At 59.4% G+C, this 25,130-nt stretch carries 21 protein-coding genes, 2 tRNA genes and 3 rRNA genes; 11 read left to right on the top strand and 15 right to left on the bottom strand.

The annotated features are described in order from the left end of the window. Nucleotides 1–120: 120 nt before the first annotated feature. The 5 genes from rrf to CWR53_RS05745 all read right to left on the bottom strand — a co-directional run bounded on the left by rrf (nt 121) and on the right by CWR53_RS05745 (nt 5,312). Nucleotides 121–236, bottom strand: a 5S ribosomal RNA gene (gene rrf, locus CWR53_RS05765). Between the two features lie 134 nt (nt 237–370). After that, nucleotides 371–3,263: ribosomal RNA gene (locus tag CWR53_RS05760) — 23S ribosomal RNA — on the bottom strand. 250 nt (nt 3,264–3,513) lie between these two features. Further along, nucleotides 3,514–3,589, bottom strand: a tRNA-Ala gene (locus CWR53_RS05755). Between the two features lie 24 nt (nt 3,590–3,613). Continuing rightward, nucleotides 3,614–3,690: transfer RNA gene (locus CWR53_RS05750), tRNA-Ile, on the bottom strand. A gap of 85 nt (nt 3,691–3,775) precedes the next feature. Continuing rightward, a 16S ribosomal RNA gene (locus CWR53_RS05745) occupies nt 3,776–5,312 on the bottom strand. The 16S, 23S and 5S rRNA genes sit together here with 2 tRNA genes alongside, the layout of an rRNA operon. A gap of 454 nt (nt 5,313–5,766) precedes the next feature. Between CWR53_RS05745 and CWR53_RS05740 the strand changes: the two genes are divergently transcribed. Both CWR53_RS05740 and CWR53_RS05735 read left to right on the top strand, forming a co-directional pair. After that, the gene (locus tag CWR53_RS05740; protein WP_058606023.1) at nt 5,767–6,663 is read left to right on the top strand and encodes a formate/nitrite transporter family protein; all 897 of its coding nucleotides are present in this window, start codon (nt 5,767–5,769) and stop codon (nt 6,661–6,663) included. A 238-nt stretch (nt 6,664–6,901) separates the two neighbouring features. Beyond that, a complete protein-coding gene (locus CWR53_RS05735) occupies nt 6,902–7,999 on the top strand; it encodes a diguanylate cyclase (protein WP_058606024.1) in 1,098 nt (365 codons plus the stop codon). On the opposite strand, the gene CWR53_RS05730 is transcribed toward CWR53_RS05735, so the two are convergent. From CWR53_RS05730 to CWR53_RS05720, 5 genes are all read right to left on the bottom strand, one after another. After that, entirely contained in the window at nt 7,980–8,327 is a 348-nt protein-coding gene (locus CWR53_RS05730) for a DUF2025 family protein (protein WP_058606025.1), read from the bottom strand. The genes CWR53_RS05735 and CWR53_RS05730 overlap by 20 nt on opposite strands. Before the next feature lie 169 nt (nt 8,328–8,496). Continuing rightward, nucleotides 8,497–8,613 (bottom strand): cytochrome c oxidase subunit CcoM, encoded by a 117-nt coding sequence (ccoM, locus tag CWR53_RS23340; protein ID WP_023535213.1) that lies wholly within the window; start codon nt 8,611–8,613, stop codon nt 8,497–8,499. A 135-nt stretch (nt 8,614–8,748) separates the two neighbouring features. Further along, nucleotides 8,749–8,907 carry a hypothetical protein gene (locus CWR53_RS22920; protein ID WP_088523537.1) on the bottom strand — a complete coding sequence of 53 codons (159 nt, stop codon included), beginning with the start codon at nt 8,905–8,907 and terminating at the stop codon, nt 8,749–8,751. A 65-nt stretch (nt 8,908–8,972) separates the two neighbouring features. After that, nucleotides 8,973–9,308: an aspartate-semialdehyde dehydrogenase gene (locus CWR53_RS05725; protein WP_100851010.1), complete on the bottom strand. Its 336-nt coding sequence runs from the start codon at nt 9,306–9,308 to the stop codon at nt 8,973–8,975. A 62-nt stretch (nt 9,309–9,370) separates the two neighbouring features. Next, on the bottom strand, nt 9,371–10,063 hold the full coding sequence (locus CWR53_RS05720) for a M949_RS01915 family surface polysaccharide biosynthesis protein (RefSeq protein ID WP_058606027.1): 693 nt from the start codon (nt 10,061–10,063) through the stop codon (nt 9,371–9,373). A gap of 159 nt (nt 10,064–10,222) precedes the next feature. Here CWR53_RS05720 and rapA point away from each other — a divergent pair, with 159 nt between their 5' ends. Then, nucleotides 10,223–13,069, top strand: a complete 2,847-nt coding sequence (rapA, locus tag CWR53_RS05715) for an RNA polymerase-associated protein RapA (RefSeq protein WP_058606028.1) — start codon at nt 10,223–10,225, stop codon at nt 13,067–13,069. A gap of 94 nt (nt 13,070–13,163) precedes the next feature. Here the strand turns inward: rapA and CWR53_RS05710 are convergent, their stop codons facing one another. Both CWR53_RS05710 and CWR53_RS05705 read right to left on the bottom strand, forming a co-directional pair. Beyond that, on the bottom strand, nt 13,164–14,057 hold the full coding sequence (locus CWR53_RS05710) for an NAD(P)-dependent oxidoreductase (RefSeq protein WP_100851009.1): 894 nt from the start codon (nt 14,055–14,057) through the stop codon (nt 13,164–13,166). Nucleotides 14,058–14,252: 195 nt separating this feature from the next. Next, entirely contained in the window at nt 14,253–14,552 is a 300-nt protein-coding gene (locus CWR53_RS05705) for a DUF2288 domain-containing protein (RefSeq protein WP_058606030.1), read from the bottom strand. A 354-nt stretch (nt 14,553–14,906) separates the two neighbouring features. On the opposite strand from CWR53_RS05705, the gene CWR53_RS05695 reads away from it, so the two are divergent. From CWR53_RS05695 to CWR53_RS05665, 7 genes are all read left to right on the top strand, one after another. Next, entirely contained in the window at nt 14,907–16,022 is a 1,116-nt protein-coding gene (locus CWR53_RS05695) for a branched-chain amino acid ABC transporter substrate-binding protein (RefSeq protein WP_058606031.1), read from the top strand. 185 nt (nt 16,023–16,207) lie between these two features. Further along, nucleotides 16,208–17,131 carry a high-affinity branched-chain amino acid ABC transporter permease LivH gene (livH, locus tag CWR53_RS05690; protein WP_023535272.1) on the top strand — a complete coding sequence of 308 codons (924 nt, stop codon included), beginning with the start codon at nt 16,208–16,210 and terminating at the stop codon, nt 17,129–17,131. Beyond that, the gene (locus CWR53_RS05685) at nt 17,128–18,384 is read left to right on the top strand and encodes a high-affinity branched-chain amino acid ABC transporter permease LivM (RefSeq protein ID WP_058606033.1); all 1,257 of its coding nucleotides are present in this window, start codon (nt 17,128–17,130) and stop codon (nt 18,382–18,384) included. The genes livH and CWR53_RS05685 overlap by 4 nt, the downstream gene beginning before the upstream one ends. Further along, entirely contained in the window at nt 18,381–19,148 is a 768-nt protein-coding gene (livG, locus tag CWR53_RS05680; RefSeq protein WP_023535212.1) for a high-affinity branched-chain amino acid ABC transporter ATP-binding protein LivG, read from the top strand. The genes CWR53_RS05685 and livG overlap by 4 nt, the downstream gene beginning before the upstream one ends. Next, nucleotides 19,149–19,850, top strand: coding sequence for an ABC transporter ATP-binding protein (locus tag CWR53_RS05675; RefSeq protein WP_023535231.1), 702 nt, complete (start codon nt 19,149–19,151; stop codon nt 19,848–19,850). A gap of 175 nt (nt 19,851–20,025) precedes the next feature. Next, nucleotides 20,026–20,700, top strand: a complete 675-nt coding sequence (locus CWR53_RS05670) for a COG3650 family protein (protein ID WP_058606034.1) — start codon at nt 20,026–20,028, stop codon at nt 20,698–20,700. 103 nt (nt 20,701–20,803) lie between these two features. Further along, nucleotides 20,804–22,411 (top strand): NAD(P)/FAD-dependent oxidoreductase, encoded by a 1,608-nt coding sequence (locus CWR53_RS05665; protein ID WP_100851008.1) that lies wholly within the window; start codon nt 20,804–20,806, stop codon nt 22,409–22,411. Nucleotides 22,412–22,482: 71 nt separating this feature from the next. Here CWR53_RS05665 and CWR53_RS05660 read toward each other — a convergent pair whose 3' ends face one another. Next, entirely contained in the window at nt 22,483–22,947 is a 465-nt protein-coding gene (locus tag CWR53_RS05660; RefSeq protein ID WP_023535237.1) for a glycine zipper 2TM domain-containing protein, read from the bottom strand. Between the two features lie 146 nt (nt 22,948–23,093). Here CWR53_RS05660 and CWR53_RS05655 point away from each other — a divergent pair, with 146 nt between their 5' ends. Further along, complete coding sequence (locus tag CWR53_RS05655) at nt 23,094–23,327, top strand: hypothetical protein (RefSeq protein WP_058606036.1); 234 nt, start codon at nt 23,094–23,096, stop codon at nt 23,325–23,327. Nucleotides 23,328–23,365: 38 nt separating this feature from the next. Here CWR53_RS05655 and pdxH read toward each other — a convergent pair whose 3' ends face one another. Beyond that, nucleotides 23,366–24,013 (bottom strand): pyridoxamine 5'-phosphate oxidase, encoded by a 648-nt coding sequence (gene pdxH / locus CWR53_RS05650; RefSeq protein ID WP_058606037.1) that lies wholly within the window; start codon nt 24,011–24,013, stop codon nt 23,366–23,368. A gap of 18 nt (nt 24,014–24,031) precedes the next feature. Next, entirely contained in the window at nt 24,032–25,033 is a 1,002-nt protein-coding gene (locus tag CWR53_RS05645; RefSeq protein ID WP_058606038.1) for an OmpA family protein, read from the bottom strand. Nucleotides 25,034–25,130 lie beyond the last annotated feature (97 nt).

Raw genomic sequence — 25,130 nt, 5'->3', positions numbered from 1 at the left:
ACGATTCAGATGGTAGGCATGGCCTTACAGATCAAATCACTATTCAGTTGCAATAGCTTTGGATAGCCCCAAAGACAAAACCCCTACCTGCATGCGCAGATAGGGGTTTTGCGAAATGAATCTTGACGATGACCTACTCTCACATGGGGAAACCCCACACTACCATCGGCGATGCATCGTTTCACTACTGAGTTCGGGATGGGATCAGGTGGTTCCAATGCTCTATGGTCGTCAAGAAATTCTGTAGCCAGAATGTCCTGTTGGACAGCCCAGCGAATTCGGATATGTGATGTTTGCGATGCGTTGCGAACTTTCGGCTCATGCCATCTTCACCACCGCAATCTGCAGAAGCAAATTGCTTGGGTGTTATATGGTCAAGCCTCACGGGCAATTAGTATTGGTTAGCTCAACGCCTCACAGCGCTTACACACCCAACCTATCAACGTCGTAGTCTTCGACGGCCCTTTAGGGGATTCAAGATCCCAGTGAGATCTCATCTTGAGGCAAGTTTCCCGCTTAGATGCTTTCAGCGGTTATCTCTTCCGAACATAGCTACCCGGCAATGCCACTGGCGTGACAACCGGAACACCAGAGGTTCGTCCACTCCGGTCCTCTCGTACTAGGAGCAGCCCCTCTCAAATCTCAAACGTCCACGGCAGATAGGGACCGAACTGTCTCACGACGTTCTAAACCCAGCTCGCGTACCACTTTAAATGGCGAACAGCCATACCCTTGGGACCGGCTTCAGCCCCAGGATGTGATGAGCCGACATCGAGGTGCCAAACACCGCCGTCGATATGAACTCTTGGGCGGTATCAGCCTGTTATCCCCGGAGTACCTTTTATCCGTTGAGCGATGGCCCTTCCATGCAGAACCACCGGATCACTAAGACCTACTTTCGTACCTGCTCGACGTGTGTGTCTCGCAGTCAAGCGCGCTTTTGCCTTTATACTCTACGACCGATTTCCGACCGGTCTGAGCGCACCTTCGTACTCCTCCGTTACTCTTTGGGAGGAGACCGCCCCAGTCAAACTACCCACCATACACTGTCCTCGATCCGGATAACGGACCTGAGTTAGAACCTCAAAGTTGCCAGGGTGGTATTTCAAGGATGGCTCCATGAGAACTGGCGTCCCCACTTCAAAGCCTCCCACCTATCCTACACAAGCAAATTCAAAGTCCAGTGCAAAGCTATAGTAAAGGTTCACGGGGTCTTTCCGTCTAGCCGCGGATACACTGCATCTTCACAGCGATTTCAATTTCACTGAGTCTCGGGTGGAGACAGCGCCGCCATCGTTACGCCATTCGTGCAGGTCGGAACTTACCCGACAAGGAATTTCGCTACCTTAGGACCGTTATAGTTACGGCCGCCGTTTACCGGGGCTTCGATCAAGAGCTTCGCTTGCGCTAACCCCATCAATTAACCTTCCGGCACCGGGCAGGCGTCACACCCTATACGTCCACTTTCGTGTTTGCAGAGTGCTGTGTTTTTAATAAACAGTCGCAGCGGCCTGGTATCTTCGACCAGCAAAAGCTTACGGGGCAAGCCCTTCACCTTCGCCGGCGCACCTTCTCCCGAAGTTACGGTGCCATTTTGCCTAGTTCCTTCACCCGAGTTCTCTCAAGCGCCTTGGTATTCTCTACCTAACCACCTGTGTCGGTTTGGGGTACGGTTCCCAGTTATCTGAAGCTTAGGAGCTTTTCTTGGAAGCATGGTATCAACCACTTCGTCGCCTAAAGGCAACTCGTCATCAGCTCTCGGCCTTGAAATCCCGGATTTGCCTAAGATTTCAGCCTACCACCTTAAACCTGGACAACCAACGCCAGGCTGGCCTAACCTTCTCCGTCCCTCCATCGCAATAACTGGAAGTACAGGAATATTAACCTGTTTTCCATCGACTACGCTTTTCAGCCTCGCCTTAGGGACCGACTAACCCTGCGTCGATTAACGTTGCGCAGGAAACCTTGGTCTTTCGGCGTGCGAGTTTTTCACTCGCATTGTCGTTACTCATGTCAGCATTCGCACTTCTGATACCTCCAGCAAGCTTCTCAACTCACCTTCACAGGCTTACAGAACGCTCCTCTACCGCATCACCATAAGGTGATACCCGTAGCTTCGGTGCATGGTTTGAGCCCCGTTACATCTTCCGCGCAGGCCGACTCGACTAGTGAGCTATTACGCTTTCTTTAAAGGGTGGCTGCTTCTAAGCCAACCTCCTAGCTGTCTAAGCCTTCCCACATCGTTTCCCACTTAACCATGACTTTGGGACCTTAGCTGACGGTCTGGGTTGTTTCCCTTTTCACGACGGACGTTAGCACCCGCCGTGTGTCTCCCATGCTCGGCACTTGTAGGTATTCGGAGTTTGCATCGGTTTGGTAAGTCGGGATGACCCCCTAGCCGAAACAGTGCTCTACCCCCTACAGTGATACATGAGGCGCTACCTAAATAGCTTTCGAGGAGAACCAGCTATCTCCGAGCTTGATTAGCCTTTCACTCCGATCCACAGGTCATCCGCTAACTTTTCAACGGTAGTCGGTTCGGTCCTCCAGTCAGTGTTACCTAACCTTCAACCTGCCCATGGATAGATCGCCCGGTTTCGGGTCTATACCCAGCGACTAAACGCCCTATTAAGACTCGCTTTCGCTACGCCTCCCCTATTCGGTTAAGCTCGCCACTGAATATAAGTCGCTGACCCATTATACAAAAGGTACGCAGTCACCTAACAAAGTAGGCTCCCACTGCTTGTACGCATACGGTTTCAGGTTCTATTTCACTCCCCTCTCCGGGGTTCTTTTCGCCTTTCCCTCACGGTACTGGTTCACTATCGGTCAGTCAGTAGTATTTAGCCTTGGAGGATGGTCCCCCCATATTCAGACAAAGTTTCTCGTGCTCCGTCCTACTCGATTTCATTGACAAGAGATTTTCGTGTACGGGGCTATCACCCACTATGGCCGCACTTTCCAGAGCGTTCCACTAATCTCAAATCAACTTAAGGGCTGGTCCCCGTTCGCTCGCCACTACTAAGGGAATCTCGGTTGATTTCTTTTCCTCAGGGTACTTAGATGTTTCAGTTCCCCTGGTTCGCCTCTTGCACCTATGTATTCAGTACAAGATAACCAGCTTGTGCTGGCTGGGTTCCCCCATTCAGAGATCTCTGGATCACAGTCTGTTTGCCGACTCCCCAAAGCTTTTCGCAGGCTACCACGTCTTTCATCGCCTCTGACTGCCAAGGCATCCACCGTATGCGCTTCTTCACTTGACCATATAACCCCAAGCAATCTGGTTATACTGTGAAGACGACATTCGCCGAAAATTCGCACGTTGCTCTTACGAGCAGAACTCACAAATTTTACCTTAGCCTGAATTCCAGCAGTGAAACTGGTCTTCAGTCTATTTCTATCACATATCCGAATTTTTAAAGAACGATCTGACAAAAGTCAGAAATCAACATTCACACCGGAATGTTCATTTCTGTGTTCTGAACAGTGCTGCAAACCTAAAGCCTGAAGGATTGGTGGAGCCAAGCGGGATCGAACCGCTGACCTCCTGCGTGCAAGGCAGGCGCTCTCCCAGCTGAGCTATGGCCCCGTATTCTACGGCTGAACCAAGTAATGGTAGGTCTGGGCAGATTTGAACTGCCGACCTCACCCTTATCAGGGGTGCGCTCTAACCAACTGAGCTACAGACCTATAACAGGGTCGCTTTACAACATCGTCTTTTACAATGAATCAAGCAATTCGTGTGGGAGCTCATCAGCAGGCTGATGTCGTCGATTAAGGAGGTGATCCAGCCGCAGGTTCCCCTACGGCTACCTTGTTACGACTTCACCCCAGTCATGAATCACACCGTGGTAACCGTCCTCCCGAAGGTTAGACTAGCTACTTCTGGTGCAACCCACTCCCATGGTGTGACGGGCGGTGTGTACAAGGCCCGGGAACGTATTCACCGCGACATTCTGATTCGCGATTACTAGCGATTCCGACTTCACGCAGTCGAGTTGCAGACTGCGATCCGGACTACGATCGGTTTTGTGAGATTAGCTCCACCTCGCGGCTTGGCAACCCTCTGTACCGACCATTGTAGCACGTGTGTAGCCCAGGCCGTAAGGGCCATGATGACTTGACGTCATCCCCACCTTCCTCCGGTTTGTCACCGGCAGTCTCCTTAGAGTGCCCACCATAACGTGCTGGTAACTAAGGACAAGGGTTGCGCTCGTTACGGGACTTAACCCAACATCTCACGACACGAGCTGACGACAGCCATGCAGCACCTGTGTCAGAGTTCCCGAAGGCACCCATCCATCTCTGGAAAGTTCTCTGCATGTCAAGGCCTGGTAAGGTTCTTCGCGTTGCTTCGAATTAAACCACATGCTCCACCGCTTGTGCGGGCCCCCGTCAATTCATTTGAGTTTTAACCTTGCGGCCGTACTCCCCAGGCGGTCAACTTAATGCGTTAGCTGCGCCACTAAAATCTCAAGGATTCCAACGGCTAGTTGACATCGTTTACGGCGTGGACTACCAGGGTATCTAATCCTGTTTGCTCCCCACGCTTTCGCACCTCAGTGTCAGTATCAGTCCAGGTGGTCGCCTTCGCCACTGGTGTTCCTTCCTATATCTACGCATTTCACCGCTACACAGGAAATTCCACCACCCTCTACCGTACTCTAGCTTGCCAGTTTTGGATGCAGTTCCCAGGTTGAGCCCGGGGCTTTCACATCCAACTTAACAAACCACCTACGCGCGCTTTACGCCCAGTAATTCCGATTAACGCTTGCACCCTCTGTATTACCGCGGCTGCTGGCACAGAGTTAGCCGGTGCTTATTCTGTCGGTAACGTCAAAATTGCAGAGTATTAATCTACAACCCTTCCTCCCAACTTAAAGTGCTTTACAATCCGAAGACCTTCTTCACACACGCGGCATGGCTGGATCAGGCTTTCGCCCATTGTCCAATATTCCCCACTGCTGCCTCCCGTAGGAGTCTGGACCGTGTCTCAGTTCCAGTGTGACTGATCATCCTCTCAGACCAGTTACGGATCGTCGCCTTGGTGAGCCATTACCTCACCAACAAGCTAATCCGACCTAGGCTCATCTGATAGCGCAAGGCCCGAAGGTCCCCTGCTTTCTCCCGTAGGACGTATGCGGTATTAGCGTTCCTTTCGAAACGTTGTCCCCCACTACCAGGCAGATTCCTAGGCATTACTCACCCGTCCGCCGCTGAATCAAGGAGCAAGCTCCCATCATCCGCTCGACTTGCATGTGTTAGGCCTGCCGCCAGCGTTCAATCTGAGCCATGATCAAACTCTTCAGTTCAATACTGCTTGGGTTTTTAAGAAACCCTAAACTTGGCTCAGCAATCTCAAATGACTATGTGATTTCTCGCATGGCCACTTGTGATGCTGATAATCTTTTTGACTATCAGTCCATACTCACAAGCACCCACACGAATTGCTTGATTCGATTTGTTAAAGAGCGTTTGGCTGAGCGTGTTTCGTCTCAACCGAGGCGCGCATTCTACGCTTTACTCATTGCCTGTCAAGCGTTTATTTTGAAGTTTTTTGAAGCGCCTTACTCGAAGACTTGAAACTTCAACCGCTGACCGACTTCCCCGCTGCGTTACTCGCTGCGAGGTGGCGAATAATACGCGCTTTGAATCTGGAGTCAACCCTTTGATTTAAAAACTTTTGCGCGTGTACCGCCCCACTCCGCGCAACTTAATGAGGCCGCGGTGAATCTGTAGATAAACCCACCACGGAGCGTAGCGGTAATGAGCGAGGCGCAAAGCGAGAAAACCCCGGGCCTGTCTGCAGACGAACAACAGGAGGTCAGCTCCAACCAACCGCCACGTGCGGCAGTGCTGCACGAGACCATCCGGTTGCAGGGCGATCAGGAACTGGAACGAACATTGGCTGCGCTCTGGTGGTCAGCCCTTGCCGCAGGTTTGTCCATGGGGCTGTCACTGATGGCCATGGGTCTTCTGTACTCGCGTCTGCCGGACGGCGAGAGCGCGCAAGTCATCGCCAGTATCGGCTACAGCGCCGGCTTCCTAGCCGTCATCATCGCACGGCAGCAGTTGTTCACCGAGAACACTCTGACCGCCGTCCTGCCGGTGATGACGACGCCAACGCTAGGCAACTTCGGTCGCCTCCTGCGTCTCTGGGGCGTGGTCCTGGCCGGCAACCTGGCCGGTACCTTGCTGGTGGCCTGGGTAATGCTCGAACTGCCCATCTTCGATACCAAGACGGACATCGCGTTCCTGGAAGTGGGGCGCAAGGTGATGGAAAACGACGTCAGCCAGATGTTTGCCAAAGGCATCGTGTCCGGCTGGATGATCGCCACCATGGTCTGGATGATCCCCTCCATGGAGCACGCCAAGATCTGGATCATCCTGGTCATCACCTACCTCATGGCATTGGGCGACTTCACTCATATCGTGGTGGGGTCGGTAGAAGTCTCGTATCTGGTCTGGGCAGGTGAAGAGACCTGGAGTAACTTCCTGCTGCACTTTGCCTTGCCTACGCTGGCCGGCAACATCATCGGCGGCAGTTTCATCTTTGGTCTGATCAGCCATGCCCAGGTGCGCAGCGACAGCGGCAAGTCGCCGTCACAGTTACTCAAAGATGAAAAGCGCTCGCAAACGCCTCAAGACGGTCAGCAAAAGTGAAACGTAGCCTCACGGCGTACGGGTAACATCCCCTCTTCTTCTATAAGGAAGCTGGGCCAAGGCGTGCCAACAACGCCGCCCAGCTTTGCCATCTTCTTTCAGATCCCAGTCAGGCATACTTGCCTCCACTGCTCGCATCACCCGTGATTTGGCTTGCAAGGCCATGTCTCGTGCACCGCCCATGGCCCAGAATACTCGCGCACGTTAAGCAATAAGCGCCCCGATAGAGATCACACCCATGGATACACGCACCGGCAAGGGCCTTTCGTTTGCCAAACGGATTTATCTGCCACGGGTACTGGGCAAGGGTGTGGGGCTTTTCGCGGTAATGGCCGCAGTGGAACCACTGTCTCCCCCCGCCTGGGTTTGGGCATTCATGCTGTTCAACGGCTTGCTGTGGCCACATTTGGCCTATCTGTGGGCGGCCCGGTCCAAAGCCCCCTACCAGGCCGAGCAACGCAACTTTTTTCTTGATTCGCTAATGGGTGGGTTCTGGGCCGGTGCCATGCAGTTCAATCCGCTGCCGACGGTTACCGTTCTATCGATGATCACCATGAACAACGTCGCAGCCGGCGGCAAGGCCTTGGCTATTCGCGCAGGCATGGCGCAAGTGGCAGGCATGCTTACGGCTTGCGTCTTGCTGGGGGCGGGATTTCAACCCGACGCCACCGCCTTTCAGGTCTACGCCTGCCTGCCGATGCTGACGTTGTACCCGGCGGCGCTAGGGTGGGTTTGCTATCGACTGGCAATCAAGCTGGCCGAGCACAAACGCCGACTCAACACCCTCAGCCTGACCGATAGCCTGACCGGGCTGCTCAACCACGGCGCCTGGAAAGACCTTCTGGCGAGGCGTTTTCACGGGTGCAGGAAACAGCGCGGTGAAGCGGTAGTTGCCCTGATCGACATCGATCATTTCAAGACCATCAACGACACCTTCGGCCATGTAGTGGGCGATCAGGTGCTGCGCCAGGTGAGCATCGAGTTGCTCGGCGCCCTGCGCGAGGGCGACAAGGCCGGTCGCTACGGGGGTGACGAGTTTTGCGTGATACTGCCGAGCACCACCGAAGCCCAGGCCTGCCAGGCCATGGAGCGCCTGCGCGAGCGCGTGGCGGCCTACCGCGACCCGCAGACACCGCACCTGCGCATCAGCTTGAGCATTGGCCTGTGCCCGTTCGACCCCTCGTTGGAGACGCCGGACGGCTGGTTACGCCAGGCGGACACCGCTTTGTATGTAGCCAAGCGCAACGGCCGGGATCGCGTCATGGCCACTCATCGTGCCGATACCAGCGTGACGCCTTCTGCCGAGCCCCCCGCCTTCATATCGCTGGCGCGATGACGCCTGCCGGGTGCAAGCGCCGCTCGGCCACAATCTCCGGCAGGTCGTGCCGACGTAGGTAAGCCCTCAGCGGCTCACTCACATTCAGCCGCTCATCCATGCGTTGCTCCAGCAACAGGCCCAGCCGCTCGCGACACAAGGCCATGCGATGCCCCTGCTCAGGTCGCCATACGAACTCGTTGCACGGCATGATGCTGTCGTCGGCGATATCCATGCCGAAGGCATCCTCGGAGAAACGCACGATATAGAGGCCACGTTTACCGTGAAAGCCGACGAAGCCCTTGAGCTGCTCGGCTGCATTGCAGATATCCTGGGATGTAATAGTCATGCCCCACCTCACGATGAATGGAACGCGCTGCGCAGTCATCAAACGCAAATGCTTGCCGCTGCCAGCCACGCCCGCGCGTAACGGCCCACGTCGCCGGAACAAATGCCAGGCAAAAAAATGGGCGACCGAAGTCGCCCTAAATGCCTTGCGTGCTCGTGAATCGAGAAGGTCAAGGGCGCTTGCGCTTGCTCGAGTCCTTCCAGATGAAAATGCCTAGACCGGCGAAGAAAGCCACCATCAACCCCACCGTTACCACCCCTGCGATAACCACGTTGTCGAAGAACATGCCGACCTCTCCATTTGTTTGCCGTTGTCCGATGGGAGAACAGTAACCAATGCCAGACGGGAGAAAATTGACCAGGGTCAATGACGCCCGGGGACGGGCGCGCGGGGCGGGTGCAGGGTTGACCTGCGTCAAGCATCAGCGCTTCTTGGGCTTGCGCTTGGACTTCTTCTTGGCAGCATTCAAGGGCAGTGCCTGCTCGAAGGCATCGCGCATCTCGTTCAGGCGCTTTTCCTTGATGTCATGCACGCGGCGTGCACGTTCGGCATCGAAGTCAATGAGATTGTCTTGGCTCATACTGGGCTCTACACGCTACGGATACTGCATGATGGGGCCAGAACCAGACGCTTGCCAGTCCCGTTTCATACTTCGATGTCCACCAGCAGCCCCTGGCGCACGGGCTCGCCCATCAAGGGCACCACTGGCACGGTATTGTCGGCGTTGACCTCATTGCCCGGCAACGCGTCGAATCGCTCATCGTGACCTTTGCCTTTACCCTCGCGTTGCTGCTGTCGGCGCTGCTCCTCGCGCAGCAGCAACTGCTGATGCTGCGGGTCACGCTGGCGCTTGAGGTCGATTGCACTTTCACCGGACGCAGGCTGCGCCGGCACTACCGGCTTTATATCCGGGGTCGGTTTGACCGGGTCCTGCTGCGAGGTGACCGGGGCAGCGCTGAGCGGAATGATCGGTGGCAGCATGGCGGTTCTCCTGTACCCCTGTATCGGCAGCCCTGCTGCTGCCTTGAAGTCATGGACAACATTTAGCCCGGTTCGTCCGCCGCCTCATCCTGGTCCTGCAAGGCGGTTTCGCTCCAGGGACGCTGGTAGACCTGCTGCCACACTGCATCCATATGGGCCCGAACCCAGGCCGGGGCGGCCTTGAGCGAGGCACTGTCCTGGCGCTCGCCGCCGATCGGGTCTTCGCCTGCCGGGGTGATCAGCGACTGGCCCGTGATGCTGTAGACCCTTTGCCCGTCCCGCATCTCGATGGCGATGTCATGGGGCTCGACACCTCCTCCGCAGAACGCATGGCTGGCCACCGTCACCTCGGCCGCACCGTTCTGGTCGAGGTCGGCCACGCCGCTGACATCGGTGTAGAAATCCACATCCAGGTCCAAACCCGGACACGTGGTTTGCTGATCGATCTGCCAGCGCGCCTGGAAGGCTTCCTGCGCTTTGCTTCGGCCGTACAAGGTGGCCTTGAGCACGACCTTATCCACTTCCTGCTCACTTTCAGGGTCGCTGGCCTGGCCATCGACACGGCTCAAGACCAACAGCCCTTCGCCGTCCCTGTCCCGGTAGTGCACACTCTTGAGCGGTGCCTGTACGCCCAGCACCTCCAGTTGCTCCATGGGGATAGGCGGCAACATTTCGAAGGTCTTCGGCTTGCATCCTGCCAGGAGCAAACCGCCGACCGTGAGGCTCAAGACAACGCAAAGAGGCTTGGCAGGCATGGGATGCAGAACCCTCGTCGGCACGGCAGGAAGCGACGAAACGGCTAGACTGATGCACCGGCCGAGACCGTTCGGCACCCTCAGGTGCACTCGGCACTTTGGTCTGCCCGGCCGATCCGTTAACATAATCGGCTTTTTCATCGCGGGAGTGCAGGCAGTATGGCGCAGCAGTATCAACCGGGGCAACGCTGGATCAGCGACAGCGAGGCAGAGCTCGGCCTGGGTACCATCCTGGCGCAGGATGGCCGCCTCCTGACCGTCCTCTACCCGGCCACTGGCGATACCCGCCAATATTCCCTGCGCAATGCGCCGCTGACACGCGTGCGCTTCTCGCCAGGTGACCAGATCACTCACTTCGAAGGTTGGAAGTTGACCGTGCGGGAAGTCGAGGACATCGACGGCCTAATGGTCTATCACGGGCTCGACGGGCAGAATCAGCCCCGGACGATGCCGGAGACCCAGCTGTCGAACTTCATCCAGTTCCGCCTGGCCAGCGACCGCCTGTTCGCCGGCCAGATCGACCCGCTGTCCTGGTTCAGCCTGCGCTATAACACCCTGCAGCATACCAGCAAGCAGATGCAGTCCACGCTGTGGGGCCTGGGCGGCTGCCGTGCCCAGCCCATCGCCCACCAGTTGCACATCGCCCGCGAAGTGGCCGACCGCAGCGCACCTCGCGTACTGCTCGCCGACGAAGTGGGCCTGGGCAAGACCATCGAGGCAGGCCTGGTGATTCATCGCCAACTGCTGACCGGCCGCGCCAGCCGGGTGCTGATCCTGGTACCCGAGAACCTCCAGCATCAATGGCTGGTGGAGATGCGCCGGCGCTTCAACCTGCAGGTCGCCCTGTTCGATGCCGAACGGTTCATTGAAAGTGATGCCAGCAACCCCTTCGAGGACGCCCAGCTCGCGCTGGTCGCGCTGGAGTGGCTGGTCGACGACGAGAAAGCCCAGGATGCGCTGTTCGCGGCGGGCTGGGACCTGATGGTGGTCGATGAGGCGCACCACCTGGTCTGGCACGAGGAACACGCCAGCGCCGAATATGCACTGGTCGAACAGCTGGCTCAGGTCATTCCCGGCGTGCTGCTGCTCACTGCAACCCCTGAACAATTGGGCCAGGACAGCCATTTCGCGCGTCTGCGCCTGCTCGACCCCAACCGTTTCCATGACCTGGCGGCCTTCCGCGCCGAAAGCGAGCATTACCGCCCGGTGGCCGAGGCGGTGCAAGAGCTGCTGGACGAGGGACGCTTGTCGCCAAAGGCCCACGCCACCATCCAGGGTTTCCTCGGGGCCGAGGGCGACGCACTGCTCGCGGCGGTCAACGACGGAGACAGCCAGGCCAGCGCCCGACTGATCCGCGAACTGCTCGATCGCCATGGCACCGGACGCGTGCTGTTCCGCAACACCCGCGCCGCCATCCAGGGGTTCCCTGAGCGGCAGTTGCACCCTCACCCACTGCCCAACCCAGAGCAGTACGCCAGCTTGCCCGAGGGCGAACACGCCGAGCTTTACCCTGAGGTGGCGTTCCAGTCCCAGGCGGACCAGGCGCAGGAAGAGCGCTGGTGGCGCTTCGACCCGCGGGTCGACTGGCTGATCGACACCTTGAAAATGCTCAAGCGCACCAAGGTGCTGGTCATTTGCGCCCATGCCGAGACCGCCATGGACCTGGAAGACGCCCTGCGCGTGCGTTCCGGGATTCCGGCTTCGGTCTTCCACGAGGGCATGAGCATCCTGGAGCGCGACCGCGCGGCGGCCTACTTCGCCGATGAAGAATTCGGCGCCCAGGTGCTGATCTGCTCGGAAATCGGCAGCGAGGGGCGCAACTTCCAGTTCGCTCATCACCTGGTGATGTTCGACTTGCCTGCCCACCCCGACCTGCTCGAACAACGTATCGGCCGTCTGGACCGTATCGGCCAGAAGCACACCATCGAGTTGCACGTACCGTACCTGCAAGGCACGCCGCAAGCGCACCTGTTCCAGTGGTACCACGAAGGGCTCAACGCCTTCCTCAACACCTGCCCCACCGGTAACGCCCTGCAGCATCAGTTCGGCCCCCGCCTGCTGGCACTGCTCGACAGCGATGACAGCAAGGCCTGGGACAGCCTGGTCAACGAAGCGCGTAGCGAACGTGAGCGGCTCGAAGCCGAGCTGCATACCGGCCGTGACCGCTTGCTCGAACTCAATTCCGGCGGCGCCGGAGAGGGTGAAGCGCTGGTGGAGGCCATCCTCGAGCAGGACGATCAGTTCGCCCTGCCGATCTACATGGAAACCCTGTTCGATGCGTTCGGTATCGACAGTGAAGACCATTCGGAAAACGCGCTGATCCTAAAGCCCAGCGAGAAGATGCTCGATGCCAGCTTCCCCTTGGGCGATGACGAAGGTGTGACCATCACCTATGACCGCGGCCAGGCGCTGTCGCGTGAAGACATGCAGTTCCTGACCTGGGAGCACCCGATGGTGCAAGGCGGCATGGACCTGGTGCTGTCCGGCTCGATGGGCAATACCGCTGTGGCGCTGATCAAGAACAAGGCGCTCAAGCCTGGGACCGTGCTGCTCGAGTTGCTGTTCGTCAGCGAGGTGGTCGCGCCGCGCAGCTTGCAACTGGGCCGGTACCTGCCGCCAGCCGCCCTGCGCTGCCTGCTTGATGCCAACGGCAATGACCTGGCTTCGCGGGTCGCATTCGAGACCCTGAACGATCAGCTCGAAAGCGTACCCCGTGCCAGTGCCAACAAGTTCGTCCAGGCACAGCGCGACGTGCTTGCAAAGCGTATCGGCAGCGGCGAAGAAAAGATCGTCCCGCTACACGAGCAACGGGTGGCCGAAGCCCAACGACGCCTGGCCGCCGAGGCCGACGAAGAGCTCGCACGCCTGGTGGCACTGCAAGCGGTCAACCCAAGCGTGAGGGACAGTGAAATCGACGCGTTGCGCAAGCAGCGCGAAGAGGGCCTGGCCATGTTGGCCAAAGCAGCGCTGCGCCTTGAAGCGATCCGCGTGCTGGTCGCAGGCTGACCGCAGCGGGCCCGCCTGACCTGCAGCGGCCTAACCCGTCCTGGGATGAGGCCGCTGCAGGTCAGACCGTCCCTACCGCGCGTTTGGTCAGCACCTAGTCCTGGCGTTTGACTCGATACTGCTCGACCAATGTCGAAGGGTCCTGGTCCAGGTAACCCTGACTGCCGTGCAAGCGCATCAATTGGGCAGCCAGACCCGTCAGCGGCGTCGCCGCGCCCTGTTCGCGTGAAAACTTCACGGCACCATCCAGGTCCTTGAGCAGCGTTCGCACATGCCACTTGATGGGAGCGAAACGGCTTTCTGCCATCTGCGGGGCCAATATCTGCAAAGGCTTGGAATCGGCAAATCCGCCTGCCAGGGCCTGGGCGATCAACCCGGCGTCCACCCCGGAACGCTCGGCCAGCGCGATGACCTCGGCAATGACCAGGGCATTGCACGCCACGATCATCTGATTGCAGGCCTTGGTCACCTGACCAGCGCCAACGCCTCCCATGTGCGTCACCCGCTGACCAAGCACCTCCAGCACTGGGCGAGCACGCGCCAGGTCAGCCTCATCCCCGCCCACCATGATGGCCAGGGTACCTGCCTGCGCGCCCGCCGTGCCGCCGGACACCGGGGCATCCAGCCAGGCCATCCCACACAAGGCGCCCAGTTGGGCTGCCATTTCCCGGGTAGCGCCAGGCTCCAGGCTGGAAAAATCCACCAGTAGCTGGCCCTGCCGCCCGCCTGCAGCAACGCCCCGATCGCCAAATACCACCTCGCGCACCACGGCGGTATCGGCCAGGCATAGCAATACCATGTCCACCTGCCGTGCAAGCTCGGCGGGGCTTGCGGCCAGTCGTGCGCCTGCGGCAACCAGCGCCTGGCATTTTTCCGGGCTGCGGTTCCATACCCACAGCCGATAGCCGGCCGCCAGCAGGCGCTTGCACATCGGCAGGCCCATCAGACCGACACCAGCGAAACCAAGTGAAGGTAATGCGTTGCTCATCAGGTACTCCTGGCTGAAAAAGGGGCTGGGGCAACGCCGCGCTGCGTGACTGTGGCGATGACCACCTTTACGCATGCCGTAAACTGTTACCGCCACGCCGAATTGTTACTTACCTCTACCTCAATTGAGCAATCACGAGCACCCAAAAGAGGCGCCTGCGCGTTTTCGCGCACCAAAAAAGCACAAGGCTGCTATTCACTGCCTGACTTGAATGACGATGAACGGCGACACGACCACCGCCCAGATCTCTGGATCGCGGGTTTGCAGTTCACTGGCCTGTTCTGCCGTCACCGGGCCGACAGTGCCATCAGTGCGCCACTTATCGAAGAGATCACTGCGGTTTTCGGCCATTGCCGTGGCCACGGTGATCAGATCCAGGGCGGGATCGACCCAAATCAGGTCACCTTTTGCCCAGAACCTTTCCAGGGCTTTCCACTCGATGGTGGCGGTCTCTCCGAGCAATTTGGCATAGAGGGTGCTTGTTCGATCAGTCATGGGAATATCCGCTGGAAATCTGGCTTTGAAAGGGCCGGCATTTTTGCAGAAAAACCTGGTTTCAAATATGCAATTGGCTGGCAGGCCGCGTCTTTTCGAAGTGCGACTACCAAGATAGGCCATCTGATGGCGCCTTTTTGTACTTTAGTGTCAAGCAAGCGACAACCGTGAAACCAGGCGCTTTTTGCCCGCTTTTCAAGCGCGCAGACAGCGCTCTACACTGTACCGGTACAGTTCCGGGACATGTTCCGGGGAAGGTGGGCTTGCGCGTTGGCATGACCACGCCGCAACCCGCCTGGTCTGTAGCCCTGGCCGCCAGGACTATAAGAATTACAACAGAATGAGTGGAGCACTATGATCAAGATTTCCAAGCTGTTCGCCGCAATGGTTCTGGCCGGGGTAGCCAGCCATTCGTTTGCCGCCGATACCATCAAGATCGGGATTGCCGGGCCCAAGACCGGCCCTGTGACCCAGTATGGCGACATGCAGTTCATCGGTGCCAAGCAAGCCATCAAGGACATCAACGCCGCAGGCGGTGTCGATGGCAAGATGCTCGAAGCCAAGGAATACGACGACGCCTGCGACCCTAAACAGGCCGTGGCCGTCGCCAACAAAGTGGTCAACGACGGCGTCAAGTTCGTCATCGGCCACCTGTGCTCCAGTTCCACCCAGCCAGCGTCCGACATCTACGAAGACGAAGGCGTGATCATGATCACCCCGGCGGCAACGTCCCCGGAAATCACCTCCCGCGGCTACAAGCTGATCTTCCGCACCATCGGCCTGGACAGCGCCCAAGGCCCTGCCGCCGGCAACTACATCGCCGACCACGTCAAGCCCAAGGTGGTCGCGGTACTGCACGACAAACAGCAGTACGGTGAAGGCATCGCCACGGCCGTCAAACAGACCCTGGAGCAAAAAGGCACCAAGGTTGCCGTGTTCGAAGGCCTCAACGCCGGCGACAAGGACTTCTCGTCCATCATCCAGAAGCTCAAGCAGAACAACGTCGATTTCGTGTATTACGGCGGCTACCACCCAGAGCTGGGCCTGATCCTGCGTCAAGCGCAGGAAAAAGGCCTGAAAGCCAAGTTCATGGGCCCGGAAGGCGTGGGTAACGACTCCATTTCGCAAATCGCCCAGAATGCCTCCGAAGGCCTGCTGGTCACCCTGCCCAAGTCGTTCGATGCCGACCCTGAGAACAAGAAGATCGTCGACGCGATCAAGGCTGACGGCAAGGACCCGAGCGGCCCGTTCGTCTTCCCTGCCTACTCGGCCGTCGAGCTGATCGCCCAAGGCATCAAAGCCGCGAAATCCGAGGACACCGACAAGGTGGCCGAGGCCATCCACAGTGGCTCGTTCAAGACCCCTACCGGCACCCTGACCTATGACGACAAGGGTGACCTCAAAGACTTCAAGTTCGTGGTTTACGAATGGCACTTCGGCAAACCGAAGACTGAAGTCTCCCCTCAGTAACAAGCGTGACTAATAGCTGACCGAGAAGCCCACTGTGCGAGCAGTGGGCTTTGTTTTACGAGGTTCATGGGCCCGCCCCCGCGATCCGGGGATGGGCTCACCTGAAAATCTTAAAACCGTCACCCGCGGTTTCCTGGCCGTACCCCGGCCAGCGAAATGCAAATCAGGTTTTTAGGAGCGCTGTAATGCCTGAGATCTACCATTTCTTCCAACAACTGGTTAATGGATTGACCATCGGCAGCACCTATGCCTTGATCGCCATCGGCTACACGATGGTGTACGGCATCATCGGCATGATCAACTTCGCCCACGGCGAGGTCTACATGATCGGCTCGTATGTGGCGTTCATCGCCTTGGCGGGTCTGGCCATGATGGGTATTCATTCGCTGCCGATCCTGATGACCGTTGCCTTCGTCGCGACCATTTTCGTGACCAGTGCCTATGGCTACAGCATCGAACGGGTTGCCTACCGTCCACTGCGCAACAGTAACCGGCTGATTCCGCTGATTTCTGCCATCGGTATGTCGATTTTCCTGCAGAACACCGTGCTGTTGTCCCAAGACTCCAAGGACAAGTCCATTCCCAACCTGATTCCGGGCAGTTTCTCGTTCGGACCAGGCGGCGCAGAAGAAGTCCTGGTGTCCTACATGCAAGTGCTGGTGTTCGTGGTAACACTGGTGGCCATGACCCTGCTGACCCTGTTCATCTCCCGTTCGCGACTGGGCCGCGCATGTCGCGCCTGCGCCGAGGACATCAAGATGGCCAACTTGCTGGGCATCAACACCAACAACATCATCGCCCTCACCTTCGTCATCGGTGCTGCCCTGGCGGCCGTCGCGGCCGTGCTGCTGAGCATGCAATACGGGGTCATCAACCCTAACGCCGGCTTCCTGGTTGGCCTGAAGGCCTTTACCGCCGCGGTGCTAGGCGGTATCGGCAGCATTCCGGGCGCCATGCTCGGTGGGCTGGTGCTGGGTGTGGCCGAAGCGTTCGGCGCCGACATCTTCGGCGACCAGTACAAGGACGTCGTGGCATTCGGCTTGTTGGTTCTCGTCCTGTTGTTCCGGCCGACCGGCATCCTAGGCCGCCCGGAGGTTGAAAAAGTATGAACAAGAATCTCAAACCGGCGTTTTTCAGCGCCTTGCTGGTATGGGCCGTGGCCTTCCCGGTGCTGGGCCTGAAGCTGAGCATCGACGGCATCAGCCTGGTGGTGCATAGCCAGGGCTCGTTCACTATCAGCATCATCGCCGTGTGCTCGGTGCTGATGTTCCTGCGCGTGCTGTTCGACCGGCAGTGGAGCTCGGTGATGAGCCGTCGCTCGGACCGCAAGCTGATTCCACCTGCGCTTAGCAACTACCTGACCCTTCCCAAAACCCAGCGCTGGGTGATTCTTGGGCTGGTCGTGGTGGCCCTGATCTGGCCCTTCTTCGGCTCGCGCGGCGCGGTCGACATCGCCACCCTGATCCTGATCTACGTGTTGCTCGGCCTTGGCCTGAACATCGTGGTCGGCCTGGCCGGGTTGCTGGACCTGGGGTATGTGGGCTTCTACGCCGTGGGTGCCTACAGCTACGCCATGCTGTCGCACTATCTGGGGTGGAGTTTCTGGGTCTGCCTGCCGATTGCCGGACTGATGGCCGCCACCTTTGGCTTCCTGCTCGGTTTTCCGGTGTTGCGCCTGCGGGGGGACTACCTGGCGATCGTGACGCTGGGCTTCGGCGAGATCATTCGCCTGTTCCTGCGTAACCTCACCGACTGGACCGGTGGCCCCAACGGCATCAGCAACATTCCCAAACCCGAATTCTTCGGCCTTACCTTCGAGCGACGCGCCGCCGAGGGCATGCAGACCTTCCACGAGTATTTCGGCCTGCCCTACAACTCGATCAACAAGGTCATCTTCCTGTACCTGGTTGCACTGTTGCTGGCACTGCTTGCGCTGTTCGTGATCAACCGCTTGTTGCGCATGCCCATCGGCCGTGCCTGGGAAGCGTTGCGCGAAGACGAGATCGCCTGCCGTGCCCTGGGCCTGAACCCCACCGTGATCAAGCTCTCGGCCTTCACCCTGGGTGCCTGCTTCGCAGGCTTTGCCGGCAGCTTCTTTGCTGCTCGCCAAGGCTTGGTGACGCCGGAATCGTTCACGTTCATCGAGTCGGCCATCATCCTGGCCATCGTGGTGCTCGGCGGCATGGGCTCGCAGCTTGGCGTGATCCTCGCTGCCATCGTCATGATCCTGCTGCCGGAGCTGATGCGCGAATTCAGTGAATACCGGATGCTGATGTTCGGTGCGCTGATGGTGCTGATGATGATCTGGCGTCCGCAAGGTCTGCTGCCAATGCAACGTCCCCACATGGAGCTGCGTCGATGAGCCGCGAAATTCTGCAAGTCAGCGGCCTTAGCATGCGCTTCGGCGGCTTGTTGGCGGTCAATGGCGTAGGCCTGACCGTCAAGGAAAAACAAGTGGTGGCGCTGATCGGTCCGAACGGCGCCGGCAAGACCACGGTGTTCAACTGCCTGACCGGTTTCTACCGGCCCAGCGGCGGCACCATCCTGCTCGATGGCGAGCCCATCCAAGGCCTGGCCGGGCACCAGATCGCGCGCAAAGGGGTGGTACGCACCTTCCAGAACGTGCGCCTGTTCAAGGAAATGACGGCGCTGGAAAACCTGCTGATCGCCCAGCACCGGCACTTGAACACCAACTTCTTCGCCGGGCTGTTCAAGACCCCGGGGTTTCGCCGCAGTGAAAAGGAAGCCATGGAGCGGGCGCAGTACTGGCTGGACAAGGTCAATTTGACCGAATTCGCCAACCGCACCGCCGGCACCCTCGCCTACGGCCAGCAACGGCGCCTGGAAATCGCCCGCTGCATGATGACCCGCCCGCGGATCATCATGCTCGACGAGCCGGCTGCCGGGTTGAACCCGAAAGAGACCGAGGACCTCAAGGCATTGATTGCCTATCTGCGTGAATCACACAACGTGACCGTGCTGCTGATCGAGCATGACATGAAGCTGGTGATGAGCATTTCCGATCACATCGTGGTCATCAACCAGGGCACGCCCCTGGCCCACGGTACGCCCCAGGAAATCCGCGACAACCCTGAAGTGATCAAAGCCTACCTGGGGGAAGCGTAAATGCTGAAGTTCGAGAACGTTTCCACTTTCTACGGCAAGATCCAGGCGCTGCACAGCGTCAACGTGGAGATCAACCAGGGCGAAATCGTCACCCTGATCGGCGCCAACGGCGCGGGCAAATCCACTTTGCTCATGACCCTGTGCGGTTCACCCCAAGCCCACAGCGGCAGCATCAAGTACCTGGGCGAGGAACTGGTCGGGCAGCCCTCCTCGCACATCATGCGCAAGAGCATTGCCGTGGTGCCCGAAGGCCGCCGGGTGTTCGCCCGGCTGACCGTCGAGGAGAACCTGGCCATGGGCGGGTTCTTCACCGACAAGGGTGACTATCAGGCGCAGTTGGACAAAGTGCTCCAGCTGTTTCCGCGCCTGAAGGAGCGTTATGCCCAGCGCGGCGGCACCATGTCCGGGGGCGAGCAGCAGATGCTGGCCATCGGGCGTGCCCTGATGAGCAAACCCAAGTTGCTGCTGCTCGACGAACCCTCCCTGGGCCTGGCACCGATCATCATCCAGCAGATCTTCGACATCATCGAACAGCTGCGCCGTGATGGCGTGACAGTGTTCCTGGTAGAACAGAACGCCAACCAGGCGCTGAAGATCGCCGACCGGGCCTATGTGCTGGAGAATGGGCATGTGGTGATGCAGGGTACGGGCGAAGGGCTGCTGACCGATCCAAAAGTGCGTGACGCCTATCTAGGCGGTTGATGCCAGCGGGGCCTGCCAGGGCCCCGTTGTCTTGACACTGCACGCTTGCCCCCCGTTTCACGATCAAACAAGACCGACTGCACACAAGTGGCAGCCGTCTATTTCTCTTCGCCGGGCTTGTGTTGCCCCTGCCTGCCTCAGTAACGTGACGGCCTCTCGAACACCGGAGCCCGTCATGCGCCTGACCCCTTCCCTGCTACTGACCGCCTTGTTGCCCCTGTTCGCGGGCTGCCAGCTCCTGGCCGAAAAACCCGCCGACCCTGATATCGGCAGCACCCGCATGCAAGGCCAGGTTCACGCTGCCGGTGGGCAGTTGCTATTCAAGCCCTGCAACGAACCCCGCAGCTTCGTCATCAACGATGCCGCCGCCACGGGTATCCTGCAGGAAGCGGCTAACCTTGCAACCGGTGCCAACGACACCCTGTTCGCCGACGTGCGTGGCCGGCTTACAGGCAGCAAGCAGGCCAATACCGATGGGCAACTGGACCTGCGCCGCCTGTACCGCCTCGAACACGCCAGCAATGGGTGCATCGACCCCAACTTCAAGCAGCTCACCCTGCGAGCCGGTGGCCACAAGCCTGACTGGGACGTCAAGGCCAATAGCCGGGGCATGGTGCTCAACCGTGCTGACCAACCCCCGCTTGCCCTGCCCTTTCTGGAGGAGCAGGTACCCGGTGGCGGCTTGACGCTGACCAGCGAAGCCAATGGGCAGCGCGTCGAACTCTGGCTGGCGCCACAGCGCTGCATGGACCCGGCCACGGGCGCGTTCAACCATCTGCGCGCCGAGCTGCGCATTGATGGCACGACCCTGCAAGGCTGCGGTTATTACGGTGGCGCGCGCGATGACTGATGACCGGGCGGCTTAATCCTGCCAGTCGAGGCGGCTAAAGCTTTATACTTGGCGGTTTGTGTTAAGCCGCCGGCCGCCCATGGCCGGGATACTGGACCCTGCCATGCTACGAATCACCGAACTCAAGCTGCCCCTGGACCATCCCGATGAAGCACTGCGCGAGGCCATCGTCCAGCGCCTGGGCATCCGCGACGAGCAGCTGATCAGCTTCAACCTGTTCAAGCGCAGCTACGATGCGCGCAAGAAGAACACCGAACTGCTGTTCATCTACACCATCGACCTGCATGCCAGCAACGAAGAAGAGTTGCTGCGCAGGTTTGCCGACGACCATAACGTTGTGCCCGCGCCGGACGTGACCTACAAGTATGTCGCCCATGCCCCTGAGGGCCTGGGCGCACGACCCATCGTGGTGGGACTGGGCCCGTGCGGGATTTTCGCCGGCTTGCTGCTGGCGCAGATGGGCTTCAAGCCGATCATCCTCGAACGCGGCAAGGAAGTGCGCCAGCGCACCAAGGACACTTGGGGCCTGTGGCGCAAGAGCGTGCTCAACCCCGAGTCCAACGTGCAGTTCGGCGAAGGCGGTGCCGGGACATTCTCCGACGGCAAGCTGTACAGCCAGATCAAGGACCCGCAGCATCACGGCCGCAAGGTGTTGGAGGAGTTCGTCAAGGCCGGCGCGCCTGACGAGATCTTGTACATCAACAAGCCGCACATCGGCACCTTCCGCCTCACCGGCATGGTCGAGCAGATGCGCCAGGAAATGATCGCCCTGGGGGCCGAGGTTCGTTTCGAACAAAAGGTCACCGAGCTGCTGATCGAAGAAGGTCAGGTTCAGGGCGTGGTGCTTGAAAGTGGGGAGCAGCTGCTTTCACGGCATGTAGTTCTGGCATTGGGCCATAGCGCCCGGGACACCTTCCGCATGTTGCATGCGCAGGGTGTGTACATGGAAGCCAAACCGTTTTCCGTCGGTTTCCGCATCGAGCACCCGCAATCGTTGATCGACAAGGCGCGCCTGGGCAAGTATGCAGGTCACCCCAAGCTGGGTGCGGCGGACTACAAGCTGGTGTATCACGCCAAGAACGGGCGGTCGGTCTACAGCTTCTGCATGTGCCCAGGCGGCACGGTAGTGGCCGCCACCAGTGAACCCGGCCGCGTCGTCACCAATGGCATGAGCCAGTACTCACGCAACGAACGCAATGCCAACTCCGGCATCGTCGTCGGCATCGACCCGGAACGGGACTACCCCGGCGGCCCGCTGGCCGGCATCGAGTTGCAAGAGCGCCTGGAAGCGCACGCCTACGTCATGGGCGGGAGCAACTACCAGGCACCGGCTCAGCTGGTGGGCGATTTCGTGGCTGGCAAGCCTTCGACCGCACTGGGCAGTGTCGAGCCGTCCTATAAGCCTGGCGTGACCCTGGGTGACCTGGCGCCAAGCCTGCCGGCCTTCGCCATTGAGGCAATACGCGAGGCCTTGCCCGCCTTTGATCGGCAAATCAAGGGCTATAACCTGCATGACGCGGTGTTGACCGGGATCGAGACCCGCACCTCTTCGCCGCTTCGCATCACGCGGGGCGACGACTTCCAGAGCCTGAACGTGAAGGGGCTGTTCCCTGCCGGCGAAGGGGCGGGCTATGCAGGTGGCATTCTGTCTGCAGGGGTTGATGGCATTCGGGTTGCTGAAGCGGTGGCCAAGGCCATGCTGGCCCAGTAACAAGCCCTGAAATGCCGGTATAAAAAACCCGACCAGGCCAGAAGCCTGATCGGGTTTTTTCAGGGCGTTGATCAGTGCGAGACGCGGCTGGTGCCATCGACCGTCATGATGCGCACACGGTCGCCCACCCGGAAAATCTCGTTTTCCTGCACGGATTGCACGTAGGCGCGCATGCTGCCGTCGTCTTCGCGCACCGTGATCTCCACACCCTGGGTACGGGTGATGCCCTCTTCGGCGGCCGAGCCGGCCAGGCCACCGGCAACGGCACCAATCACGGCAGCGACGATGCTGCCACGCCCGCCACCGACGGCGCTGCCCGCCAGGCCACCCACTACGGCACCAGCGCCTCCGCCAATCGGCGTCTTGGTACCTTCGATCTTCACAGGGCGCAGCGATTCGATGGTGCCCATGCGCACGGTTTGCACACGGCGGGCCTCATCGCGCGAATAGCTGTCGCCGCTCAAGTTTGACGCACAGCCACCGAGTAGCAGCGCGGTGGCTGTGAAGGTCGCAACCAGCAAAGCGGATTTACGCATGGGTAGAATCTCCATAAGTCAGGTACTCATTAGACGCTGCACATTGACGGCTGTCACGGTACTCACTGCATAAAATTGCTTTCATTCAGCCAGCGTACAGCCAAAGCGGTCAGGCAGGGCGCTTACCAATCAGACCAAGGATAACCATGGATTACTTCATCGTTGTGGTCGCCACCCTCGCCGGGTTGGGATTCCACGCCTGGTTGTACGTGCGCATGCGGCAATGGATGGACCGTGACCTGGCGCTGTCACTGGCAGGTGGCGACCCGCACAAGCAGGCGTACATGCTGCAGCGGTTGCAACATGCGCGTCAGTCGAAGATGGGGCGCAAGGCACTGGCTCAGTGGCTTGCGCAGGAGGCGGCGGCGTATTCGCGCTGAAGAACAGAGCCGATGGGGTTATCTCGTAGCCCCGTGTATCAAGGCGCGAGACGCTCGCGGTGCCAGCCTTGGGCCGCCTTGCGGTAGTTCAGGCGGTCATGCAGGCGACTGGCGCGCCCTTGCCAGAACTCGATGCGCTCTGGCAGCAGGCGGTAGCCACCCCAATGCTCGGGGCAGTGAGGCTGGGTGTCGGAGAAACGTGCCTCGGTCGCCTTGACCAGGGTTTCGAGCGCCTCGCGCCCAGCGATCACCTGGCTCTGGGGCGATGCCCAGGCGCCCAGACGGCTGCCCAACGGCCTGACCTGGTAGTAATCGTCCGATTCCTTGGCCGAGACCTTCTCGACACGGCCCTCGATACGCACTTGCCGTTCGAGCGCCGGCCAGAAAAAGGTCATGGCGGCGAACGGGTTGGCCTGCAGCTGCCTACCCTTGGCGCTGTCGTAGTTGGTGAAGAACGTGAAGCCCTGCTCGTCCAGCCCTTTGAGCAACAGCACACGGCAGTGCGGTCGCCCATCGGCGTCCACCGTGGCCAGGGTCATGGCGTTGGCTTCCACCGGTGCCTGCTCTGTTTGCACGGCATCGCCGAACCATTGGTGAAACAAGGCGAACGGCTCGGCCGGGGCCTGAGCCTCGGTCAGGCCGTCGCGGGTGTAATCGCGGCGCATATCGGCCAGGGATTGGGTCATTGCTGCGTTCCTTGACGATCAGTTGGTCTTCGCAGGGCTGTTGGCAGCTACCTTCTTGTCAGTGGCAGCTTTCTTGGCGGCAGGTTTGGCGGCCGCCGCTTTTTTGGTCGCCGTCTTGGCCGGGGACTTGGCTTTGGCGGCAGGCTTCTTGGCAGCGGTTTTGCCGGCTGGCTTGGCTGCAGCTTTGCTTGGCTGGGCCTTGGCGGCTGTAGCCTTGGTCACAGGTGCCTTGGCATCCTGCACGGCTACCATGGCAGCCGGCGACGGCGTTGGCGTGGCCTGTTGATACTTGCTCAGCAGCGCGACCATGGTGTTCTGTGGGGTCAGCAGCATTTCCACGCGGCGGTTCAGCGCACGGCCTTCGGCACTGTCGTTGGCGGCGCGAGGCATCACCGAGCCCATGCCCTTGAGGATCAGGCGATCACGTTGCAACCCGCTCAGGCGGAAGATGGCCGATACCGAGGCAGCACGCTCAAGGCTCAGCTTCTGGTTGGCAGCCACCACGCCACTGGTGTCGGCGTGGCCCAGCACCAGCACGGCCGTCTTGGGGTCGCCTTCGACCGTCTTGGCCACGCGGGTGATGGGGCCCAGGGTGACGGGCAATAACATGTTCGGACGGTCAGGGTTGTACGCGCCGTCTACTGGCAAGGTGACTGCCAGCACGTTGTCGCGCCGCTCGAGCTCCAGCTTGCTGTCCTTGATGGCCTCGCGCAGCTTGGGTTCGTACTCATCCAACCAGGCCTGGGTGGCCTGTTGGTCGATCTTCGGCACCACCGGCCCTTGGGCCTGCTTCTGCTCACCGCCAAACGGCCACCACCAGCGGCTGCTGCTTTCGGATTTGGCGTCGGCCTTGGCGACCTTTTCCGTGACTGCTGCCTTCACTTCCTGTTCGGCGACCTTGTCCGAGCCGAATGGCCACCAGCTTGAACTGGCGCTCTTGGCAGAACCCTCGGGATGGCTGGCGCAGCCTGTGACAGCGGTCAGGCACAGGGCGAGTGCTAAGGTTTTATGTGAAGACATCAGCGATACACCATGAATTAGAAAGAAATTTTGCCCACACTCTTGAGGCGTCGGCATTGAGGATAGTCAAAGAGGCTGGGCAATACCCGTACTAACC

Source organism: Pseudomonas sp. SGAir0191, assembly GCF_002812565.2.
GTDB lineage: Bacteria > Pseudomonadota > Gammaproteobacteria > Pseudomonadales > Pseudomonadaceae > Aquipseudomonas > Aquipseudomonas parafulva_B.
This window is presented reverse-complemented; position numbering and strand designations above follow the sequence as displayed.

Coding starts and splice junctions, on each gene's coding strand:
- CWR53_RS05740 (WP_058606023.1), top strand. CDS start 5,767: ATGAGCGAGGCGCAAAGCGAGAAAACCCCGGGCCTGTCTGCAGACGAA.
- CWR53_RS05735 (WP_058606024.1), top strand. CDS start 6,902: ATGGATACACGCACCGGCAAGGGCCTTTCGTTTGCCAAACGGATTTAT.
- CWR53_RS05730 (WP_058606025.1), bottom strand. CDS start 8,327: ATGACTATTACATCCCAGGATATCTGCAATGCAGCCGAGCAGCTCAAG.
- ccoM (WP_023535213.1), bottom strand. CDS start 8,613: ATGTTCTTCGACAACGTGGTTATCGCAGGGGTGGTAACGGTGGGGTTG.
- CWR53_RS22920 (WP_088523537.1), bottom strand. CDS start 8,907: ATGAGCCAAGACAATCTCATTGACTTCGATGCCGAACGTGCACGCCGC.
- CWR53_RS05725 (WP_100851010.1), bottom strand. CDS start 9,308: ATGCTGCCACCGATCATTCCGCTCAGCGCTGCCCCGGTCACCTCGCAG.
- CWR53_RS05720 (WP_058606027.1), bottom strand. CDS start 10,063: ATGCCTGCCAAGCCTCTTTGCGTTGTCTTGAGCCTCACGGTCGGCGGT.
- rapA (WP_058606028.1), top strand. CDS start 10,223: ATGGCGCAGCAGTATCAACCGGGGCAACGCTGGATCAGCGACAGCGAG.
- CWR53_RS05710 (WP_100851009.1), bottom strand. CDS start 14,057: ATGAGCAACGCATTACCTTCACTTGGTTTCGCTGGTGTCGGTCTGATG.
- CWR53_RS05705 (WP_058606030.1), bottom strand. CDS start 14,552: ATGACTGATCGAACAAGCACCCTCTATGCCAAATTGCTCGGAGAGACC.
- CWR53_RS05695 (WP_058606031.1), top strand. CDS start 14,907: ATGATCAAGATTTCCAAGCTGTTCGCCGCAATGGTTCTGGCCGGGGTA.
- livH (WP_023535272.1), top strand. CDS start 16,208: ATGCCTGAGATCTACCATTTCTTCCAACAACTGGTTAATGGATTGACC.
- CWR53_RS05685 (WP_058606033.1), top strand. CDS start 17,128: ATGAACAAGAATCTCAAACCGGCGTTTTTCAGCGCCTTGCTGGTATGG.
- livG (WP_023535212.1), top strand. CDS start 18,381: ATGAGCCGCGAAATTCTGCAAGTCAGCGGCCTTAGCATGCGCTTCGGC.
- CWR53_RS05675 (WP_023535231.1), top strand. CDS start 19,149: ATGCTGAAGTTCGAGAACGTTTCCACTTTCTACGGCAAGATCCAGGCG.
- CWR53_RS05670 (WP_058606034.1), top strand. CDS start 20,026: ATGCGCCTGACCCCTTCCCTGCTACTGACCGCCTTGTTGCCCCTGTTC.
- CWR53_RS05665 (WP_100851008.1), top strand. CDS start 20,804: ATGCTACGAATCACCGAACTCAAGCTGCCCCTGGACCATCCCGATGAA.
- CWR53_RS05660 (WP_023535237.1), bottom strand. CDS start 22,947: ATGCGTAAATCCGCTTTGCTGGTTGCGACCTTCACAGCCACCGCGCTG.
- CWR53_RS05655 (WP_058606036.1), top strand. CDS start 23,094: ATGGATTACTTCATCGTTGTGGTCGCCACCCTCGCCGGGTTGGGATTC.
- pdxH (WP_058606037.1), bottom strand. CDS start 24,013: ATGACCCAATCCCTGGCCGATATGCGCCGCGATTACACCCGCGACGGC.
- CWR53_RS05645 (WP_058606038.1), bottom strand. CDS start 25,033: ATGTCTTCACATAAAACCTTAGCACTCGCCCTGTGCCTGACCGCTGTC.